Origin of the sequence: uncultured Psychroserpens sp., assembly GCF_947500255.1 — a bacterium.
Classification (GTDB): Bacteria; Bacteroidota; Bacteroidia; order Flavobacteriales; family Flavobacteriaceae; genus Psychroserpens.
Genome location: NZ_CANMRL010000009.1, coordinates 51013 through 68724 on the forward strand (window position 1 = coordinate 51013; position 17712 = coordinate 68724).

Genomic DNA, 17712 nt, shown 5'->3' on the forward strand with positions numbered 1-17712 from the left:
TCGATAAAAAGCTTTTAAAATGCATGATTATTTCGTATCTTTGTTTGTATTCAAAAGGATGCTATAAAAGCATCTTTTTTTATTTCAGTAAGAATTAAAAAATTGAATGAATTTTAAGTATTTAATATTTCAAATAAATCACAATTTATGAGCGATAAAAAAGAAGAATTTAACAAGCACAATTACTCGGCAGATAGTATTCAGGCATTAGAAGGAATGGAACATGTACGTATGCGTCCTTCCATGTATATTGGAGATGTTGGTACTCGTGGTTTGCACCATTTAGTATATGAAGTAGTAGACAACTCTATTGATGAAGCATTAGCAGGTCATTGTGATAATATTACAGTAACCATAAACGAAGATAATTCTATAACTACAGAGGATGATGGTCGTGGTATTCCTGTAGATCTCCATAAGAAGGAAGGTGTGTCTGCACTTGAGGTTGTGATGACTAAAATTGGAGCAGGTGGAAAGTTCGATAAGGACTCTTATAAGGTTTCAGGTGGATTGCATGGTGTTGGTGTAAGTTGTGTAAATGCCTTATCTGAGCATTTGAAGGCTACAGTTTACAGAGGTGGTAAAATTTATGAACAAGAATACGAACGTGGTAAAGCAATGTACCCTGTGAAGGCAGTGGGCGATACAGATAAAAGAGGAACAACCGTTACTTTTAAGCCTGACGCTACTATTTTTACACAAACTTTAGAGTACAGCTATGATACGTTGGCTAGTAGACTTAGAGAATTAGCTTACTTAAATAAAGGAATTACTGTACATCTAATTGATAAAAGACATAAAAAGGACGATGGTGAGTTTGAAGGTGAAACCTTTTATTCTGAAGAAGGTCTTAAAGAATTTATCAAATTCTTAGATGGAAACCGTGAGCCTTTAATGCGCGAAGTGATTTCTTTTGAAGGTGAGAAAAATGGCGTGCCTGTTGAAGTAGCTATGATCTATAATACTTCATATGCTGAAAATTTACATTCGTATGTTAATAATATTAACACGCATGAAGGTGGAACACACTTATCAGGTTTTAGAAGAGGTCTAACACATACCTTAAAGAAATATGCTGATGCTTCGGGAATGTTAGATAAACTGAAATTTGATATTGCAGGTGATGATTTCCGCGAAGGATTAACTGCGATTATTTCTGTAAAAGTTCAAGAGCCTCAATTTGAAGGACAAACCAAAACTAAATTAGGAAACAGGGAAGTATCTGCATCTGTAAGTCAGGCAGTATCCGAAATGTTAACCGATTATCTTGAAGAACATCCAGATGATGCCAAAACCATTGTTCAAAAAGTAATTCTTGCTGCTCAAGCACGTCATGCTGCACAAAAAGCACGTGATATGGTGCAGCGTAAAACAGTTATGAGTATTGGCGGATTACCTGGGAAATTAAGTGATTGCTCAGAGCAAGATCCTGCAAAATGTGAAGTATTTCTTGTCGAGGGAGATTCGGCAGGTGGAACAGCCAAACAAGGTCGTGATAGAGCATTTCAAGCGATTCTTCCACTACGTGGAAAAATCTTAAATGTTGAAAAAGCTATGACACACAAGGTATTTGAAAATGAAGAAATTAAAAATATCTTCACAGCTCTTGGTGTGACTATAGGTACCGAAGAAGATAGTAAAGCACTCAACTTATCTAAATTAAGATATCATAAAGTAGTTATAATGTGTGATGCCGATATTGATGGTAGCCATATTTCTACTTTAATTTTAACCTTCTTCTTTAGATATATGAAAGAGTTAATTGAAAATGGTCATATCTATATTGCTACTCCACCTTTGTATTTAGTAAAAAAGGGAGCAAAAAAACAATATGCTTGGAGTGATAAAGAGCGTGATGAAATTGTTGAAGGCTTTGGTGACGGATCAAAAATACAACGTTATAAAGGTCTTGGTGAGATGAATGCCGAGCAACTTTGGGATACAACTATGAATCCTGAGTTTAGAACTATGCGTTTAGTTCAAATTGATAATGGAGGAGAAGCCGATCGTATTTTCTCAATGCTAATGGGAGATGAGGTACCACCTCGTAGAGAATTTATCGAGAAAAATGCTATCTATGCTAATATTGATGCATAATTAAATAAGTACACTTACTTAAACTTAAGTATAAAAATATAAGCAACTACATACATATCTGTAGTTGCTTTTTTTATACAATATCTTTATTTTCATATCGACAAAAGGTGGTTTTTTGACGATAAAAAGCAGATATTCTTGTTTTTTTATTACATTTATAATAACCTATAAATCAAATGCTATGAAAAATCTATTGATTGTATTCATACTACTCTTCTCGATACAAAATTCAAAATCACAAGAACTCGAAACAATTCTATTGGCTGCAGATGATGCTAGCTTACTTACTCAAAACTATCTAAATCCAGCTATGGAAGGTTTAATGTATAGTATGAATGGTGGTTGGTACTCGACAGCTAAAACTCATAAAAAATTTGGTTTCGATATTATGATTAATGCCAATGCCTCTTTTGTTCCTAGTCAAGATCAACTATTTGCATTTGTACCAGGAGACTATACATTTCTATCATTACCTAATGGAGAAACATCTTTAAATACAGTAATGAGCGAAAATGATGCTGAGACCCAAATAGATATTAGTATTCCAACAGGAGAGGGTACTTTTAAAGTAGCTAGTTTTGATATGCCTGGAGGTATTACTGATGACTTACCAATTAATGCAGTTCCTACACCAATGGTACAATTAGGATTTGGACTCCCTTTCAACACAGATATAAAACTTAGACTATTCCCAGAATTAAATTTTGATGATAGTGTCAATGCTAATCTCATTGGATTTGGTTTACAACATGATCTTATGCAGTATTTGGGACCATTAGATAAATTGCCTTTGAGTTTATCTATATTAGGTGCATTTACTAATATGAAAGTGACCTATGATATTGATGATGAAAATACCGAAGATGAGGTTGCAGTAAGTAACGGAGAAGCAGAATTTAAAATGAATACTTGGACAATCCAGGCCATTGCTTCGTTAGATTTTAAAATTATTACACTATATGGAAGTCTAGGTTATAATCAAGGTAAGACGACCGCTAAAATGAAAGGCGATTATATATTGACCTATGATGTTGTAGATAGCAACGGTAATGTCATCGGAACCATTGACGAATCAATTCGTAATCCGATAAATTTAGATTTTGAAGCCAACGGGATGCGAGCAACTTTAGGAACTCGATTAAATATTGGGTTTTTTAAGATTTTTGCAGATTATACGTTTCAAGACTATAATACAGCAACAGCAGGAATTGCCTTTAGTTTCAGATAACATTTTGTAAATTTAAAAAGTAATGAGTAGGCGTAGGATTTTATCTTACGCTTTTTTCATTAAAAGCCTAAAAATTTGTAATTTTGCACTCTCAAATAACAACACAATTTAAAACATAAAATTATATGAAGGTTACAGTAGTTGGAGCAGGAGCAGTAGGTGCAAGTTGCGCAGAATATATTGCAATTAAAGATTTTGCTAGCGAAGTTGTATTATTAGACATTAAAGAAGGTTTTGCAGAAGGTAAAGCAATGGATTTAATGCAAACCGCTTCTTTAAATGGTTTTGATACTAAAATTACAGGTGTTACTAACGATTATACAAAAACAGCTAATAGCGATATTTGTGTGATTACTTCTGGAATTCCGCGTAAACCAGGTATGACTCGTGAAGAGTTAATTGGCATTAATGCAGGAATCGTTAAATCTGTATCTTCTAGTTTAATCGAACATTCTCCAAATACAATCATCATTGTAGTCAGTAACCCAATGGATACTATGACTTACTTGGTTCATAAAACTACTGATCTTCCTAAAAACCGAATTATTGGTATGGGAGGTGCACTAGATTCTGCACGTTTTAAATACAGATTGGCAGAAGCTTTAGGAGCTCCTATTAGTGATGTTGATGGAATGGTAATTGGAGGTCACAGCGATAAAGGTATGGTGCCTCTAACTGCACATGCAACTAGGAATAGTGTGAAGGTTTCGGAGTTTTTATCAAACGAACGTTTAAATCAAGTGAAAGAAGATACTAAAGTTGGTGGAGCAACGCTAACCAAATTATTAGGAACTTCTGCTTGGTATGCGCCAGGAGCTGCTGTAAGTGGATTAGTTCAAGCTATAGCTTGCGATCAAAAGAAAATGTTCCCTTGCTCTACATTATTAGAAGGAGAATATGGCTTGAATGATCTATGCATTGGTGTTCCTGTTATTTTAGGACGCAATGGTATTGAAGAGATTGTAAAAATCAATTTGAGTGATGCCGAAGAAGCTCATTTAAATGAAAGTGCTGAAGGTGTTAAGAAAACTAACGGTTTGTTAGAATTATAATACCAATACATTTTTAAATATATTTAAGGCTGTTATTAGATATGACAGCCTTTATTATTTCTATAACCTATGAAGTATCTCTATATTATTAGTATTACAATATTGTTTCTTTCCTGCGGAAATGTAAAACCTAAACATCACTATCGTATCATTTACGAATTTGAAAATTCGGAGACGGTTTCTGCTAATGATAAACAGGGAACCATCGCTACATTAATTACTCGATTAAAACCTCTTGCTTCAGATGTCGAAGTGACATTGAATAATAAACAACAAATTGAAATCAATATTAATTCCAATGCTAAGTTAGATAGATTACAGCTTATCTTGGAAAATCGCGGACAATTAGATTTTTGGGAATGTTTACAACTAAATGACTTAAATACATTTATAATTGAAGCCATCGGAACTTTTGCAAGTGAAGTTGATGATTCAGGATCTGCGGTAGATATAATCAAAGCACCAACTGATCATTTTGGAGCTCTCTTTTCAGTAGCAACAAAGGATACAGCAACCATTAGTAATTTTTTGAATAGGAAAGACATAAGAGCATTGCTACCTGCTGAATTGAAAAAGACAAAATTCTTATTCGGACTGCCAAATGATATAGGTGAACGCGATGTTTATGGGATTAGATCCACTTCCAGTGGTAGGGCTTTTGTAAATGAAACCCATATTGTTAGTGCAGAACAAATCTATTCATTCAACGATCGTCCATCCATAAGTATGGTAATGAATCAAAAGGGAGCACAACGTTGGGAAAGAATGACAGAGATAGCATATCAAAAAGGTTCTCGAATAGCTATTACAGTAAATAATATTATATACTCGGCTCCAACAGTGTCAAGTGGACCAATTAGTGCTGGTAAAACAGAAATCACAGGAGGGTTTACCTTAGATAAAGCACAAATATTAGCATTAGTTTTAAATTCACATAGACGTATTCCTAAGCTAAAGTTCGTCAACTCTTCTGCTATAAACGATTAAGTGTAACAATAGATTCTTTATTTTTTATATATTTGGCGCATGAATTCGAGATGGTACATTAGTATTCTCATAATAACGTTAACTTTACTAGGTAGTATAGCTAGTAATGATCAAACGTCTGTACCTAATCAAGAGATTGTTCTACAGTTTACATCCAGCTCTATTACATCTCAGGATACGCAGCATGCGATTGCTCTTGTAAAGCAGAAACTTCAAACGGCTGATGTTAAAGATATCAAAGTACAAGAGCAGCTTAATGGACAATTAAAAATTTCTTACTACAGTAGTTCGGATGTATCCATTATAAAAGCATTGCTTTCTGAAGATGATAACCTTTCCATAGATTATGTTTCTAAAGAGGATAATCAAAACAAAGTGCCTTCCGAAGATAAAACAATCACTTACAATGTTGATGTTTATGAAATTCTAAAAGGTGATGATGCTTCAAGTTTAGATGGGAAACTGGCCTTAGAGACTAAAGCAGAAAATGATAGATTCTCAAATCCTAATAGTTTTCTATCTACAAAGAACATAGATGATAGAGCACTTAGCAGAATTGTTAAAGTCGCTTACAGATTCAATAAAAATATTGCAATCGCAATAGATAATAGGTCACGCAAAATCCCTGAGGTTAGGGCAGGGCCTACTACAAATGTGAGTGATCTATTAAGCTAATTTGCTTAAGATTCCCACAATACTTTCAGTATATAATTGAGATATATCTCAATCAATTAAATGGTGATCAACTAAGTTGAAAAGCCTTACAACAATTTCATATAATTATAAAAAACAATTGTCAAATTCGGTGTGAATTCTATATTTGCGCGATTAAAAATTTGACCTAAAAAAAGTACAATGCAAAACAAAGGACTAGTTAAGCTTTTTGCAGTGTTATTTGGATTGGTAAGTATCTACCAATTATCATTTACATTCAAAAACAACCAAATCGATGAAGCTGCAAAGACATTTGCAGAAAGTAAATATGACAACCCAGATGATGTCAATGCAGAGGAAGTACGCTATATAGACTCGCTGTCTAATATAGAAGCTTACAATATGGGTATTGCAAGTTTTACAGGTAAAGAAGTTAAGGAGAAAGCCATGAATCTTGGTCTTGACCTTAAAGGTGGATTAAATGTTATTCTTCAAATTTCTGTTAGAGATATCCTTTTCGGTTTATCAAATAACAGTAAAGACCCAGCATTTAATAAAGCACTAAGCGATGCTCAAGAAATTCAGAAAAATGCTCAAGAATCGTATTTAGAGTCTTTCTTTACAGCTTGGGAGGCAGTAAAAGGTGATCAAAAATTAGCATCACCAGATATTTTTGCTAATAGAGATCTAGATGATGTTATTGATATTTCGATGACAGATGCTGATGTGAAAAACAAATTACAGGAAAAAGTAGATGAATCAATCGTTTCGGCATTTGAAGTATTACGTAAACGTATAGATCAATTTGGTGTAACATCTCCAAATATCCAACGTTTAGGAAACTCTGGTCGTGTATTAGTTGAATTACCAGGAGTTAAAGATGTACAACGTGCTACCGAATTAATTACAACCACAGCACAATTACAGTTTTGGGATGTGGCTAAACCGGGAGAGTTAGGAACCTTTTTAAATCAAGCTAACGAAATACTTAAAGCAAAATTAGATGTTGATGAGAAAGAAGAGGCGGTAGAAGTTCAAGATACAGTAGCTACTGATAGTACTGATACTAAAGATAGCACAATTGATGATTTATTAGGAGAAACATCTACAGATTCTACCGCTGTACAAACAGTAGTTAATCCGATAGGTGATATGATCGTTGCTGTATATCCAAACACGCAAGGTGGTTTATTTGCTATCGAATCAAGTAACAAGGAGTTGCTTGAATCTTACCTTAAAATGCCAGAGGTTAGAGCTGCATTACCTGCAGATGCTCGTTTTACTAAGTTTGTATTTGGATTACCTTATATAGCAAATGCCGAAACTGGTATTGAGTATATCGATTTATATGCTCTCAAAGGAAATAGAGATAATGAACCAGAATTAAGCGGAGGTGTAGTAACAGATGCGCGTCAATCATTTAGCCAGAGCAACCAGCCATCAGTATCTATGCAGATGAATGCTAAAGGTTCTAAGGTTTGGGAAGAGATGACTGGTAGAGCCAATCAAAACCAAAGTCAGATTGCCATAGTATTAGATGATATCGTATACTCTGCGCCTACAGCATCAAATGGAGCGATTTCTGGTGGTAACACTGAGATTTCTGGAAACTTTACAGTTAAAGAAGCTGAAGATTTAGCTAATGTTTTAAGAGCTGGTAAATTACCAGCAAAAGCTGAGATTGTTCAAGCTGATCAAGTAGGTCCTTCTTTAGGAAAAGAAGCTATAGAGAGTGGTACTAAATCATTCTTAATTGCTTTATCATTAGTGTTGATTTGGATGATTCTTTACTATGGAAAGGCAGGTATCTTTGCAGATATCGCTTTATTATTAAACATCTTATTAATCTTTGGTGTATTATCAGGATTAGGAGCTGTATTAACGCTTCCTGGTTTAGCAGGTATCGTATTAACAATTGGTATGTCGGTAGATGCTAACGTACTTATTTTTGAACGTATACGTGAAGAGCTTGGTAAAGGGAAGTCGCAAAAAGAAGCAGTTAAAGACGGTTTCGCTAACGCATTATCTTCAATTTTGGATGCCAACATTACAACAGGTTTAACAGCATTAATCCTATTTGTATTTGGTACAGGACCAATTAAAGGTTTCGCAACAACATTATTAATAGGTATTTTAACATCATTATTTACAGCAATCTTTATTACTCGTTTGTTAGTAGATTGGTATGTAAATAGTGGTAAGAAGTTGGACTTCTCTACATCGATTACTAAAAACTTATTTAAAAATAATAAGATCAACTTTATTGGTAAACGTAAAGTTGCTTATGTGGTTTCAGGAATTTTAATTGCAGTATGTTTAGGATCGTTATTTACTAATAAACTAGATCAAGGTATTGATTTTGTTGGAGGTAGAACATATCAAGTTCGTTTTGATGATGCAGTAAGTTCAGAGGCAGTTGCTAAAGATTTAACTGCAGTGTTCCAAAGTGTTGAAGTAAAAACAATTGGTAGTGCAAATCAATTAAAGATTTCTACGAAATATAAAGTCGACGAAAACTCTGTTGAGGTTGATGAAGAAGTACAAACAATGCTTTTTAATGGATTAAAATCATACTTGCCAGAAGGACTGTCATATGCAGACTTCTCTGAAGGTAAAAATAATATTGGTAAAGTGCTCTCTAGTAAAGTGAGTCCGACCATTGCCGATGATATTAAGAGAGAATCATTACTAGCAGTTTTAGGATCGTTAGTGGTTGTATTCTTATATATCTTATTCCGTTTTAAAAGATGGCAATTCTCATTAGGAGCTGTAGCGGCAGTTTTCCATGATGTGATTATTGTATTAGGTATCTTCTCATTATTATACAAGTTCATGCCATTTAGTATGGAAATTGACCAAGCATTTATTGCGGCAATTTTGACCGTTATTGGTTACTCGTTAAATGATACGGTTGTTGTATTTGATAGAATTAGAGAAGTACTTGCTGAACGTGCAGGATTTAAAGGAGGTGTAAACATCAACTCGGCAATTAATAGTACATTAAGTAGAACATTAAATACGTCGTTAACAACATTAGTAGTGTTATTGGCAATGTTCATCTTTGGTGCCGAATCACTTAGAGGTTTATTATTTGCCTTAATCGTAGGTGTTGTTGTTGGTACCTACTCTTCGGTATTTATCGCAACACCATTAATGTATGACACATTAAAAAATAAAGGTATTGCGCCTCCAAAAGAGGAAGACAATAAAAAGTAATTGCTTTTATTATATATTAAAAAACCACTTCATTTGAAGTGGTTTTTTGTTTATATTTAACTATGAATAAAATACTTTTTATTTCTGTATTATTTTTCACTTCCTTGTTTTCGTATGCTCAAAGCGGAGAGCCAGATAAATATAAGAAAACCTATAATGATATCATTTTTTCTCCCGGGCTTATCGTTCAGCATGAAACGTTTTTAGAAGTTAATGTATTGATTGGTGATGTTACTGTAGAGACTAATGGGAAAATTCCTATTGTTGGTGTAGACGGATTTAGAATTGGTGTTGAGACCAACCTACGTGATGGTCGCAATCATACTATTGCTCCCAAAATTGGATACGAATTATCAGCAACGGTTTTTGCAATTCGCTTATCAGCAGTTAATTATTTCCAAAATGGGAACTCAGAGTTCAGAGTGCTTCCGGAAGTGGGAATAAGTATGGGAGGTTGGGCTAATCTAACGTATGGTTATGGCATTCCATTTAATAATGGAAATTTAAATAATGTGAGTAATCATAGAGTAGGACTCAGTTTTAATCTTGATAGGAGGCTAAGTGATGAGGTTGGTTTGTAGGCTATTGTTTTGAAAACTCAACAAGGTCTCCTTTTTCCAGAGTCCAAATATCACTTAATCCAGCATTCACTTCAAGTACATATTTTGCGGGACCTTCAGATGGTAAAGAGGTTTCGTCATAAGGTTTGGCGTTTTTTTGAATACTCACCACAGTTTTGTCTTCAGCGATATAAATAATATCTAATGGAATTTCGGTATTCTTCATATAAAACGAACGATAGTCTATATTTGGAAAAATAAAAAGCATACCATGACTGTCTTTCATGCTATCGCGATACATTAAACCAGTTTGAGTAGAGTACTCATCATCGGCTATTTCAATATCAAGCGATACTAAAAGTGAATCTGAAACGGCTTTTTTTAATTGTAATTCTCCTTCTTTTTTGAAATTGATCTTTGCTATAGTAACTTCGGAAGATTTTTTATCTTCTTTACAAGATGATACCTGAAGCATAATTATTCCGGAGAACAAAATAACAGCCAACCTTATATAGAGACGATTCATCTTAGCTTAATTTAGATTTAGGCTTATAAATAAACATAAAGTAAAGTCCGATAAGTATAAAAGGAATACTTAGTACTTGTCCTGTATTCATAAATAGGACATAATCATCCCTGCCGTCGACTTGGGCTTCTTTTACAAACTCAACAAAGAATCTAACTGTCCATAATAACACTAAGAATAATCCAAATAAGAAGCCTTGTTGTTCACTCTTTTTAGTTTTCCAATAGACAAATAATAAGATGAGAAACACAAAAATATAACTCCCAGCTTCGTACAATTGAGCTGGGTGTCTATAAGGCACATTTTCTAGATATTCAGCATACTTAGGATCGCTACCTAATTTGCTATATGCATCTTTTATATTTTTAAGTCCAGTAATCTTTTCAACATCATATTTATTGTATTGATCCTGAACAAAGCGTACACCTAAAGATGACTCTGTAACTTTACCAATAATTTCAGAATTAATAAAGTTGCCCAATCTCACAAAAACAGCACCTAAAGCTACAGGTACAACAACACGATCTAAAATCCAAAGCACCGTTTTTTTCAATACTTTTTTATTGTAGAGATACATCGATATAATCATTCCAATAGCTGCTCCATGACTGGCAAGACCTTGAAATCCTGTAAATTCAAAGCCCCCTTTAAATTTAAAAGGAAGAAAAATGCTAAAAAAGTCTTGTGAAATCAATTCAGATTGGTAAAAAATAACATGCCCCAAACGTGCGCCTAGCATGATGCCAACAACCGAATAAATGAACAATGAGTCTAAAGATTCATTGGTTTGGTTTTCATTCTTATACATACGTTTCATAATGGTGAAACCTAACAAGAATGCGACAATCCACATAATACTATAATAATGTAGAGTAAAGAAGCCTAGATCTATTCCTTTAGAAGGATTCCATGTCATTTGAAGAGCAAGCATACATTTAATTTTTGTTGGGATAAAGATAGTATTTATGTCTAAACTACCAGTATTGTTAAGATAGTTTTAATCTTCTTTCTCCGGAACTGGATCATAGCCAGATTTTCCCCAGGGCGACTGAACGAAGGAAAGAATGTACGGTGTACATTTTTAGTGAAAGTGCGAGCTGGTGCGCTGGTAAATTTTTAGTTGTCATCCTTCTCCGGAACTGGATCATAGCCAGATTTTCCCCAGGGATGACAACTAAAAATACGTTTAAGTGCTAATCTCCCTCCTTTCCAAAGGCCATGTTTTTCTAATGCTTCTTTGGAGTAGTGTGAACAAGTTGGCTGAAATCTACAAGTTGCAGGTGTTAGTGGAGAAATCAAAGTTTGATACACTTTAATTAAAAACAGAAAAGGTGCAACTAGGATACGTTTCATGATCAATTGGTCGTAAAAGTCGTTCCGTCCTTGCCGTCATTTAACTGAATACCTTTAGCTGCTAAATCATCACGGATTTTATCAGACAAAGCAAAATCTTTATTGGCTCTTGCTTGCTGACGTAATTCAATAAGTAATTCAACAGCTCCAGCTAATTTATCTGTTCCAGTATCTGCTTTAGATACATTTACCAATCCTAATACGTCAAATGTAAAATCATTCATTGTTTTTTTCAGTAGCTCTAGATCTTTCGGCGCCAATGAAGCATTGCCATCTTTTATTTGATTGATCTGTTTTGCAGCTTCAAAAAGATGTGCGATTAAAATAGGCGAGTTGAAATCGTCATTCATTGCATCATAACATTTTCGTCTCCATTCTGAAACATCAAATGTAGAAGAGTCTCCAGCTTTGAGTTCTTCTAATACATTAATGGCATCCATTAATCGGAAAAATCCTTTTTCACTTGCCAGTAATCCATCATCGGTTAAATCTAATACACTTCTGTAAGACGATTGTGCATTAAAAAAACGGATGACACTAGGTGCAAAAGCTTTACTGAAAAATGTATTCTCACCTGAAAGTAATTCATTTGGATTGACGACATTTCCAGTCGATTTTGACATGCGTTGCCCATTTAGATGTAACATATTTGCATGCATCCAATAGTTTACTGGTGCTTGTTTTTTTGCTGCTTCACTTTGTGCTATTTCACATTCGTGATGAGGGAATTTTAAATCCATTCCACCACCATGGATATCAAAATTGTCACCAAGATATTTAGTGCTCATTGCTGTACATTCTAAATGCCATCCAGGAAAACCGTCACTCCAAGGAGAAGGCCATCTCATAATGTGTTGAGGTTCGGCACGTTTCCAAAGTGCAAAATCTTGCGGGTTTTTCTTATCGCTTTGCCCATCTAAAGCTCGCGTATTATGGATAAGATCTTCTAAATTACGCTTGCTTAAAATACCGTAGTCATGATTTTCATTGAACTTGTGGACATCAAAATAAACAGAGCCATTGACTTCATAAGCAAATCCATTATCAATAATCATTTTGATAAGTTCTATTTGTTCAATGATGTGACCTGTTGCTGTTGGTTCAATGCTAGGAGGTAGAAAATTAAGTGTCTTTAAAATATTATGAAAATCTACAGTATAACGTTGTACGACTTCCATGGGTTCAATTTGTTCTAATCGTGCTTTTTTAGTAATCTTATCTTCACCAACATCTGCATCATTTTCTAAATGTCCAGCATCAGTGATATTTCTTACATAGCGAACTTTGTAACCCAAATGTTTAAGATAGCGAAATACCATGTCGAAAGACATGAATGTTCTCACATTTCCTAAGTGTACATTACTATATACTGTTGGTCCACAAACATACATTCCAACATATCCATCTTGAATAGGTTTGAAAACTTCTTTTTTTCCACTAAGCGTATTGTAAATTTGAATCTTTTGCTCTTCGTACAAATGCATGCTGTAAGGTATTTAAAATGTATTGATAGGTTTGATATTAATTTCAATACCCAAATCTAATATTTTATTTTTTCTTCGGAAGGCTGTATACTTAAAAAGTAGTATCTAATTTAATGTAGTCCAAAAATTCTCGTTTCGTTTCTTTTTCTTTGAATTTTCCACCAAACTCTGAAGTAACTGTACTGCTATCTACATCTCTTATACCTCTTGAATTAACACATAAATGTTTTGCATCAATAACGCATGCAACATCTTCTGTGTTTAAAACATTTTGAAGTTCTTTTACTATTTGTATTGTAAGGCGTTCTTGTACTTGAGGACGTTTTGCAAAATAATCAACAATTCGATTCATTTTAGAAAGGCCTACCACTGTGCCATTAGAGATATAGGCTACATGAGCTTTCCCAACAATGGGCAATAGGTGGTGTTCGCAAGTTGAATATACAGTAATGTTTTTTTCAACGAGCATTTCTCCGTATTTATATTTGTTGTCAAACGTAGAAGCACTAGGTTTTTTATCCGGATTGAGGCCTCCAAAGATTTCATTCACAAACATTTTCGCAACACGTTTTGGAGTTCCTTTTAAACTATCGTCATCTAAATCTAGACCAAGTGTTTCCATGATGTGTCTTACATCATCTTTGATGATATCAATTTTTTCAGAAGACGTTAATTCAAATGCATCATTACGCATAGGAGTTTCAGAAGATGTTCCTACATGATTGTCTCCTAAAGCATCTATATCTTGTGTGTCTTTATCTATTTTCATTTTTTGTATTCCGTAGTAACGGAAATTCATTTAAATTAAAAAATATAATATCTCTATTTAAAAGAGAATGCAAAGATACGTAATAAAAAAAAACGAGACTAGGGTAGGGATTTATTAATTTAAGATGTTATATGCCTATAATCGGAATGTATGTACATGATATCCGATTTAACAGTTTGTTTATTAAAATTTTCTTAAATTTCAAGTCTTTAAATACCTAAATAATCATGAACTCAAAATTACTGTTCCCTCTCATGTTGTTATGTGCTTTATTAACAACACCTACCATGTTTTCTCAATCTACAAATACATCAAGAAAGCAAAAAACAGTTAACTACAATTCCAACGTAAATAATCCATTGACCAATAGTGAGTTAGCGCTAATAAATGAAGTTTACGGAAACAAGGCGAACGCTAATGTTCTAAGTAAGCCACAACGATTAAAAGACATTAAAAATATTCTACGCAATAGAGTAGAAATTAAAAACATACCTAATCAAAGTGACCAAAAGCCATGTACGTTATTATCGGAAGTACCATTGATGGATTACTATGTTGATAATTTACAACGTGACACTAATTTTAATCCGCAAAATTTCAATCCGTTGAAATACTTATTCAATTTTAATTCTTACGGGTCGCATATGTATCGAGTTGATAATACGAATTACTTCATTATTATTAAATCTCAACATAAATAAAATAATTAATTAGCCATTTATAATCTTTAGCTATGAAAAAAGCATTACTCATAATTTTCGCATTATTTTCATTACATACCTACGCACAAGATGTTCTTATGCAAGATGGTACTGTTACTGCCTGTTCTGGAACTTTTCTTGATACAGGTGGAGCAGGTGGAGCCTATTCAAGTGATGAGAATTTAGTAATAACCATTTGTCCTGATAGTCCGGGTCAATTGGTACAATTAACGTTTACAGATTTCAATACACAACTTGGTGCAGATATCATGACCATATACAATGGCGATAGTGTAGCAAGTCCACCATTTGGAACTTTTGATGGAGCAAATAATCCAGGTTTTGTTACTGCTACTGATGATAATGGTTCTGGGTGTTTAACCATTCAGTTTGTTTCTGATGGTGCAGGTACGACAACAGGTTGGTCTGCAGATATTTCATGTTTTACACCATGTCAAACAATTGTGTCTCAATTAGATTCTTCTACACCAGCAGCAAATGCTGATGGTTATATAAGAGTTTGTCCAAATGAAGAGATTACCTTAACAGGTAGTGGTGTTTTCGAATTTGATGGTACAGGAGCAACATATCAATGGGATTTAGACAACGGAAATTTTGTAGATGGTCAAACAGCTACATTTTCATATGATACACCTGGAGTTTACATTGTAAATTTAAATGTTAGAGATACGAATACAGATTCTGACCCCTTGGGTTGTGCTAATACAAATTTGATTAATCAGGTCATACAAGTTGCAACAGAGCCTGATTTCACAGGAACACAAGCTGCAGATGATACTTTGTGTTTTGGAGAAACAACAACTATTGATGGTGTCGTTAATGCTGTTCCTTTTGTTAATGATTGTACACCACCAGTTAGTGGTACCACATTCTTACCTGATGGTTCAGGTGCTGTTTATACAACATGTATTACTGTAGATTGCTTTGAGTCTGATCAATTATTGACCGATCCAAACCAACTCATAGAGATTTGTGTAAATATGGAGCACTCTTACTCTGGAGATTTAGACATAAAAATAATTTCTCCTAATGGACAAGAAGCCGACTTATTTACTCAAGCTGGTGGAGGAACATACTTTGGAGGAGCCAATGATGATAATTCTAACACGCCAGGTGTTGGAGCTGATTATTGTTTTTCAATGTCTGCAACAACATTACTTTCAAATGCCAATACAATTACAGCAGGAACAAACCCTCCAAACAATTCATGGGAACCAGGTACATATTTGCCTGTAGAGTCTTTTAACGACCTAGTAGGAAGTCCACTTAATGGTGATTGGTGTATCGAAATAGTTGATAATTTATCTATTGATAATGGATATATATTTTCTTGGGGATTGAACTTTGATCCTAATATTCAACCTCCAGAATTATCTTTTACTCCTGTTATCACTTCAGAAACATGGGACGCAGATCCTTCGATTACAAATGTTACTGGAAGTACAATTACAGTAGCTCCAGCTACTGCAGGAGTGCATTGCTATACGTTTAGAGTAGTTGATGATTTTGGCTGTGAATATACTGAAGAGGTATGCATCACAATGGAAGAAGAGCTTTTAGCAGATGTTACAGCTGTAACAAATCCAATATGTGATGGTGAAGATGCTGAATTTTTAATAACGGGTTCACCTAATGGATCAGTAAATTATACAATCAATGCTGGTGCAACGCAAACAGTCGTCTTAGATGCAGCAGGAACAGCAACTGTAACTATCACAGGCCCTACGATTGATCAAGTCTTTAATCTTGTAGATATTACAGTTGGTGCATGTACGCTAACAGTTAATGATACTGAAACTATTCTTGTAGGTCAAGTATTTGATACGTCATTTACAATGACACCTACATGTGATGGAGGTACCGCTACTATAACTGGAGATGTTGGAGGCGTGTTTTCATTTGAAGACCCTCAGCCTACAGATGGCGCGGTAATTGATCCTGTAACAGGTACAATTACTAATGGTGTTTCAAGTACAACTTATACTGTTGTATATGAATTTGCTAGTTCTTGTAGTCCAGGTACAACACAAACAGTGACAGTGTTGCCTGCTCAAGATGCAAGTTTTACGTTAACACCTACATGTGATGGTGCAACGGCAACCATAACAGGTGATGCAGGTGGTACATTTACTTTTAATCCAGTACCAACTGATGGAGCAATTTTAGATTTATTAACAGGAACTATTACTAACGGAACACAAGGCGCCACTTATACTGTAGAATATGCTGTTGCTGGTGCATGTCCAGTATCATCTACCGAAACAGTTACAGTATTACCTTTTGAAGATGCTACGTTTACATTAACTTCAACTTGTGAGGGAGCTACAGCGGTCATTACAGGAGATACAGGCGGTACTTTTGCTTTTAATCCAGTACCAGCTGATGGAGCCGTAATAGATACTAATACAGGATTAATTACTGGAGTTTCGGGTACAACTTATACTGTAGAATATACAACCTCAGGACCTTGTCCTGAAACAACAAGTGAAAGCGTGACAGTTTTTCCTGCGGAAGATTCATCATTTACGTATTTGGCAAGTTGCACAGGCGCAACGGCTACTATAGTGGGAGATGCTGGCGGTGTTTTTGCGTTCAATCCTGAACCAGGAGATGGAGCTATATTAGATCCAGTTACAGGTGAAATTACTAATGGATTACCAGGAGTATCTTACTCTGTTGATTATATAACTTCTGGAAACTGTCCATCAACGACTACACTGACAGTTACTGTTTTCCCTGAAGATGATTCAAGTTTTACAATGTCACCAACTTGTGATGGAGGAACAGCGACTATTACAGGATTACCAGGAGGAACATTTGCATTTAATCCTAACCCTGGAGATGGAGCAGTTATAGATCCTGCAACGGGTACTATAACTGGTGGGCAATTTGATGCTACTTATACAGTAGATTATACTACAAATGGAGCTTGTCCGACGACTAGTACAGAAACAGTTACTGCTTTTTCTCAGCCTATTGTTATTGCACCAACTCCGTTAGAGGTTTGTGACGATGGAGTTCCAGATGGTCTTACGAGTATAGATTTAACATTAAAGAACACAGA

At 34.7% G+C, this 17712-nt stretch carries 14 protein-coding genes; 9 read left to right on the forward strand and 5 right to left on the reverse strand.

Translation table 11 applies throughout. The features are described 5' to 3' along the window. Positions 1-147: 147 nt before the first annotated feature. The 7 genes from gyrB to Q0783_RS18280 all read left to right on the forward strand — a co-directional run bounded on the left by gyrB (position 148) and on the right by Q0783_RS18280 (position 9815). Positions 148-2097 carry a DNA topoisomerase (ATP-hydrolyzing) subunit B gene (gene gyrB / locus Q0783_RS18250; protein ID WP_230937301.1) on the forward strand — a complete coding sequence of 650 codons (1950 nt, stop codon included), beginning with the start codon at positions 148-150 and terminating at the stop codon, positions 2095-2097. Between the two features lie 181 nt (positions 2098-2278). Then, positions 2279-3325 carry a DUF6588 family protein gene (locus tag Q0783_RS18255; protein ID WP_298897567.1) on the forward strand — a complete coding sequence of 349 codons (1047 nt, stop codon included), beginning with the start codon at positions 2279-2281 and terminating at the stop codon, positions 3323-3325. 125 nt (positions 3326-3450) lie between these two features. Beyond that, positions 3451-4377, forward strand: a complete 927-nt coding sequence (gene mdh, locus Q0783_RS18260; protein ID WP_230937299.1) for a malate dehydrogenase — start codon at positions 3451-3453, stop codon at positions 4375-4377. A 69-nt stretch (positions 4378-4446) separates the two neighbouring features. Beyond that, the gene (locus tag Q0783_RS18265) at positions 4447-5364 is read left to right on the forward strand and encodes a hypothetical protein (RefSeq protein WP_298897569.1); all 918 of its coding nucleotides are present in this window, start codon (positions 4447-4449) and stop codon (positions 5362-5364) included. Between the two features lie 39 nt (positions 5365-5403). Beyond that, positions 5404-6039 (forward strand): hypothetical protein, encoded by a 636-nt coding sequence (locus Q0783_RS18270; RefSeq protein WP_298761842.1) that lies wholly within the window; start codon positions 5404-5406, stop codon positions 6037-6039. 180 nt (positions 6040-6219) lie between these two features. Further along, a complete protein-coding gene (gene secDF / locus Q0783_RS18275) occupies positions 6220-9234 on the forward strand; it encodes a protein translocase subunit SecDF (RefSeq protein WP_298897571.1) in 3015 nt (1004 codons plus the stop codon). A gap of 62 nt (positions 9235-9296) precedes the next feature. After that, positions 9297-9815: a hypothetical protein gene (locus tag Q0783_RS18280; RefSeq protein ID WP_298897573.1), complete on the forward strand. Its 519-nt coding sequence runs from the start codon at positions 9297-9299 to the stop codon at positions 9813-9815. A gap of 1 nt (position 9816) precedes the next feature. Here Q0783_RS18280 and Q0783_RS18285 read toward each other — a convergent pair whose 3' ends face one another. The 5 genes from Q0783_RS18285 to folE all read right to left on the reverse strand — a co-directional run bounded on the left by Q0783_RS18285 (position 9817) and on the right by folE (position 13926). Next, positions 9817-10320: a DUF192 domain-containing protein gene (locus tag Q0783_RS18285; protein ID WP_298897576.1), complete on the reverse strand. Its 504-nt coding sequence runs from the start codon at positions 10318-10320 to the stop codon at positions 9817-9819. Position 10321: 1 nt separating this feature from the next. After that, complete coding sequence (gene lgt / locus Q0783_RS18290) at positions 10322-11251, reverse strand: prolipoprotein diacylglyceryl transferase (protein ID WP_298897578.1); 930 nt, start codon at positions 11249-11251, stop codon at positions 10322-10324. 185 nt (positions 11252-11436) lie between these two features. After that, positions 11437-11673: a membrane protein insertion efficiency factor YidD gene (yidD, locus tag Q0783_RS18295; protein WP_230937292.1), complete on the reverse strand. Its 237-nt coding sequence runs from the start codon at positions 11671-11673 to the stop codon at positions 11437-11439. A gap of 2 nt (positions 11674-11675) precedes the next feature. After that, positions 11676-13157, reverse strand: coding sequence for a cysteine--tRNA ligase (gene cysS, locus Q0783_RS18300; protein WP_298897582.1), 1482 nt, complete (start codon positions 13155-13157; stop codon positions 11676-11678). 91 nt (positions 13158-13248) lie between these two features. Then, entirely contained in the window at positions 13249-13926 is a 678-nt protein-coding gene (folE, locus tag Q0783_RS18305) for a GTP cyclohydrolase I FolE (protein WP_298897584.1), read from the reverse strand. 227 nt (positions 13927-14153) lie between these two features. On the opposite strand from folE, the gene Q0783_RS18310 reads away from it, so the two are divergent. Together Q0783_RS18310 and Q0783_RS18315 are read left to right on the forward strand one after the other, a co-directional pair. Then, positions 14154-14627 carry a hypothetical protein gene (locus Q0783_RS18310; RefSeq protein ID WP_298897587.1) on the forward strand — a complete coding sequence of 158 codons (474 nt, stop codon included), beginning with the start codon at positions 14154-14156 and terminating at the stop codon, positions 14625-14627. Positions 14628-14659: 32 nt separating this feature from the next. Beyond that, the coding region (locus Q0783_RS18315; RefSeq protein ID WP_298897589.1) for a PKD domain-containing protein at positions 14660-17712 on the forward strand (3053 nt) is incomplete at its 3' end.